The organism is Salegentibacter sp., assembly GCF_041642575.1.
GTDB lineage: Bacteria > Bacteroidota > Bacteroidia > Flavobacteriales > Flavobacteriaceae > Salegentibacter.
On sequence record NZ_JBEPWD010000147.1, the window covers coordinates 1 to 3652 of the forward strand.

General features: G+C 39.8%; 4 protein-coding genes and 1 pseudogene. All 5 read left to right on the forward strand.

The features are described from left to right. Positions 1-177 precede the first annotated feature (177 nt). Complete coding sequence (locus ACESK1_RS12555) at positions 178-507, forward strand: HesB/IscA family protein (RefSeq protein ID WP_372920527.1); 330 nt, start codon at positions 178-180, stop codon at positions 505-507. Between the two features lie 52 nt (positions 508-559). Continuing rightward, on the forward strand, positions 560-2005 hold the full coding sequence (gene sufB, locus ACESK1_RS12560) for a Fe-S cluster assembly protein SufB (RefSeq protein ID WP_372920528.1): 1446 nt from the start codon (positions 560-562) through the stop codon (positions 2003-2005). A 20-nt stretch (positions 2006-2025) separates the two neighbouring features. Continuing rightward, complete coding sequence (locus tag ACESK1_RS12565; protein WP_372920529.1) at positions 2026-2412, forward strand: hypothetical protein; 387 nt, start codon at positions 2026-2028, stop codon at positions 2410-2412. A gap of 41 nt (positions 2413-2453) precedes the next feature. Beyond that, positions 2454-3203: a Fe-S cluster assembly ATPase SufC gene (gene sufC, locus ACESK1_RS12570; RefSeq protein ID WP_372919004.1), complete on the forward strand. Its 750-nt coding sequence runs from the start codon at positions 2454-2456 to the stop codon at positions 3201-3203. Positions 3204-3300: 97 nt separating this feature from the next. Continuing rightward, positions 3301-3652 (forward strand): annotated as a pseudogene (locus tag ACESK1_RS12575) (Fe-S cluster assembly protein SufD); the annotation flags it as partial.

The following is a 3652-nucleotide window of genomic DNA, read 5'->3' on the forward strand; positions in this document are numbered from 1 at the left end:
TCGTCTAAATAAGCTTTTTAAAAGCTATTGATTATCAAGTGAATAGATAAATAGCTTTTTTGAAATCCCTTATTAGCAAGGCTTATCTTATCATTCTTAAAACATATGCTGTGTCTATGGTAAAACGTCTGTTTTGTAGTATATTTGTCCCCAATTTAGAATTAATCTTGTTAAGCTATGATAAAAGTTAGCGAAGGTGCTAAAAAGAAGATTGCCGCTCTAATGAGCGAAGAGGGTTTTGACAGCGTTCAGGATTTTGTTCGCGTTGGAGTAAAAAGCGGTGGCTGTTCAGGTTTGTCTTACGAATTAAACTTTGATAAGCAAAAAGCCGAAGAGGATAAACTTTTTGAAGACAATGATGTAAAGATTGTGGTTGACAAACGTAGCGTATTGTATCTGGCCGGTACAATTCTCGAATATTCCGGCGGACTTAATGGCAAGGGATTTGTATTTAATAACCCCAATGCGCAACGCACCTGTGGATGTGGGGAGAGTTTTTCCCTTTAAATTATTCGAAATTCAACTAATGAATTTTGAACCTTGAATTAATAATATTGAAATGGCATATACTGAAGACGATTTAAAAAAAGAGCTCGAAACAAAGGAATATGAATATGGATTTTATACCGATATAGAATCTGATACTTTTCCTGTTGGTCTCAATGAAGACATTGTGAGAGCAATTTCCAAAAAGAAAGAAGAGCCCGAATGGATGACGGATTGGCGTCTGGAAGCCTATCGCGCCTGGGAGAAAATGGAAGAGCCTGAATGGGCTAATGTACACTATGAAAAGCCTAATTTTCAGAATATTTCCTATTATTCCGCACCAAATAAAAAACCTAAATATAACAGCATAGACGAAGTAGATCCTGAATTGCTGGATACCTTCAAAAGGCTGGGCATTTCTCTTGATGAGCAGAAGAAACTCGCCGGGGTTGCAGTAGATGTGGTGATGGATTCAGTTTCTGTGACTACCACCTTTAAGAAAACTCTTGCTGAAAAAGGGATTATTTTCTGTTCTATTTCTGAAGCCATCCAGGAACACCCTGAATTGGTTAAAAAATATATAGGTTCTGTTGTTCCAAGAACCGATAATTACTACGCGGCATTAAACTCCGCAGTTTTTAGTGATGGTTCCTTTTGTTATATTCCAAAAGGCGTAAGATGCCCGATGGAACTTTCAACATATTTCAGGATCAACCAGGCTGGAACCGGCCAATTTGAGCGCACCTTGGTAATTGCTGAAGACAGTAGTTACGTGAGCTATCTGGAAGGTTGTACCGCCCCTACCCGGGATGAAAACCAGTTACACGCTGCAGTAGTTGAACTTATCGCACTGGATAACGCTGAAATTAAATACAGCACGGTTCAAAACTGGTACCCAGGGAATAAGGAAGGAAAAGGAGGAGTTTATAATTTCGTAACCAAACGCGGACTTTGCGAAAAGAGCGCCAAAATATCCTGGACTCAGGTGGAAACCGGTTCCGCAGTTACCTGGAAATATCCTTCCTGTATTTTGAAAGGAGATAATTCCATAGGCGAGTTTTACTCGATCGCGGTAACCAATAATTTCCAACAAGCCGATACCGGAACAAAAATGATTCACCTTGGGAAAAACACCCGAAGTACTATTATATCTAAAGGTATTTCAGCCGGACACTCCCAGAATTCATATCGGGGATTGGTCCAGATCAACGGTCGTGCTGAAAATGCAAGAAATTTTTCACAATGTGATTCCCTTTTAATGGGGAATAAATGTGGGGCCCATACCTTCCCTTATATAGAGGTAAAGAATAAATCGGCACAAGTAGAACACGAAGCCACCACCAGTAAGATCGGGGAAGACCAGATCTTCTACTGTAACCAACGAGGGATAGACACTGAAAAGGCGATCGCCCTTATCGTTAATGGGTTCAGCAAAGAAGTTCTGAACAAATTGCCTATGGAATTCGCGGTGGAAGCTCAAAAATTATTAGAGATCTCACTGGAAGGCTCTGTAGGATAATGAAAGTGATGATAAAATCAATGCAAAAGTTTTTACTCATACTTGTTATAATAATTTCGGCGACCGCCTGCCAGGATGAAGGCCGGCAGGAACTTATCAATCCGATTGAGACAGAAACTGAGCAAGACAGTATTCCAACTTTAACCGGAGAGATCATCTTTGTAGGTGATGCTGCGGTTTTCAGGGGTGACAGTTTTGTATATGGAGTAAGTATTGATTCTATGGCGCAGGTTCTGGCCGAACAAGTGAAGCCTTATCAAAAAGAAGAGTTTGATATGGTTTCGGTAAAAGTAAAAGGGAAAATAGTTCCCAGTAGAAACCAGGAAGGCTGGGAAGAAGATATCGAAATAAGAGAAATAATTGAAATTCTGGAAACCAAAAAGGTTTCAGATAGTATTGAAGAATAAATAAATCTGTTTCGCCACGGCGGAATGAATACCTAGAATATATGCTTAAAATTAAGAATTTACACGCAAGTATAGACGATAAGGAAATCCTGAAAGGGATTAACCTGGAAATCAATCCCGGAGAGGTTCACGCCATAATGGGACCTAACGGATCAGGAAAAAGCACACTTTCTTCGGTTATCGCCGGAAAGGAAGAATTTGAAATGACTCAGGGTGAGATCATTTTTGAGGGAGAAGAACTTTCAGAACTGGATCCCGAAGAGAGAGCTCACAAAGGAATTTTTCTATCCTTCCAGTATCCAATTGAGATTCCAGGGGTTTCGGTAACCAACTTTATGAAAGCTGCGATCAATGCCCACCGGAAAGCCAATGGTCAGGAGGACATGCGAGCAAATGAAATGCTGAAACTCATCAAGGAAAAATCTGAAATGCTGGAGATTGACCGTAAATTCCTTTCCCGTTCTCTTAACGAAGGATTTTCAGGTGGGGAGAAAAAAAGAAATGAGATCTTCCAGATGGCTGTGCTTGAACCCAAACTTGCTATCCTTGACGAAACCGATTCCGGATTGGATATCGATGCCCTTAAAGTTGTGGCCAAAGGGGTTAATAAATTAAGGAACGAAGACAATGCAGTGTTACTGATCACACACTACCAAAGGTTACTAAATTATATCCAACCTGATGTTGTACATGTTATGGTAGATGGGAAGATTGTAAAAACAGGAGGAAAAGAACTCGCCCTGGAACTTGAGGAGAAAGGTTATGAATGGTTGAAACCGGAACAGGTATAAAGGTTGAAAGTTTTAGAATTAAACCTCTTTAACAAGAAACAACTTTTAATGATTGGCGAAGTTTCCCGCCTTCGCGGGATAGACAAAAAACAAAATGATGGAATTAAAAGATAAACTAGTATCATCTTTTCTGGCTTTTGAAGAGGAATTTAGAAGCGATAATGATGATTTACATAATATTCGAAACCAGGCGATTAAGGAATTTGAACAAATGGGTTTCCCCGGAAAGAAAGAGGAGGCCTGGAAATACACCTCTCTTAATTCGGTTTTAAAGCATGATTACAGCTTTTTCCCGAAAAAGGACGATAGCCTTGAATATCGGGATATCAAAGACTACCTGATCGATAATATCGACACTTATGATTTAGTCTTTGTGGATGGTGTTTATTCCTCTCATCTTTCCCAGACCACGCACGATAAGATTGATGTGTGCTTAATGTCTTCAGCAT

Coding starts and splice junctions, on each gene's coding strand:
- sufB (WP_372920528.1), top strand. CDS start 560: ATGGCATATACTGAAGACGATTTAAAAAAAGAGCTCGAAACAAAGGAA.
- ACESK1_RS12555 (WP_372920527.1), top strand. CDS start 178: ATGATAAAAGTTAGCGAAGGTGCTAAAAAGAAGATTGCCGCTCTAATG.
- ACESK1_RS12565 (WP_372920529.1), top strand. CDS start 2,026: ATGCAAAAGTTTTTACTCATACTTGTTATAATAATTTCGGCGACCGCC.
- sufC (WP_372919004.1), top strand. CDS start 2,454: ATGCTTAAAATTAAGAATTTACACGCAAGTATAGACGATAAGGAAATC.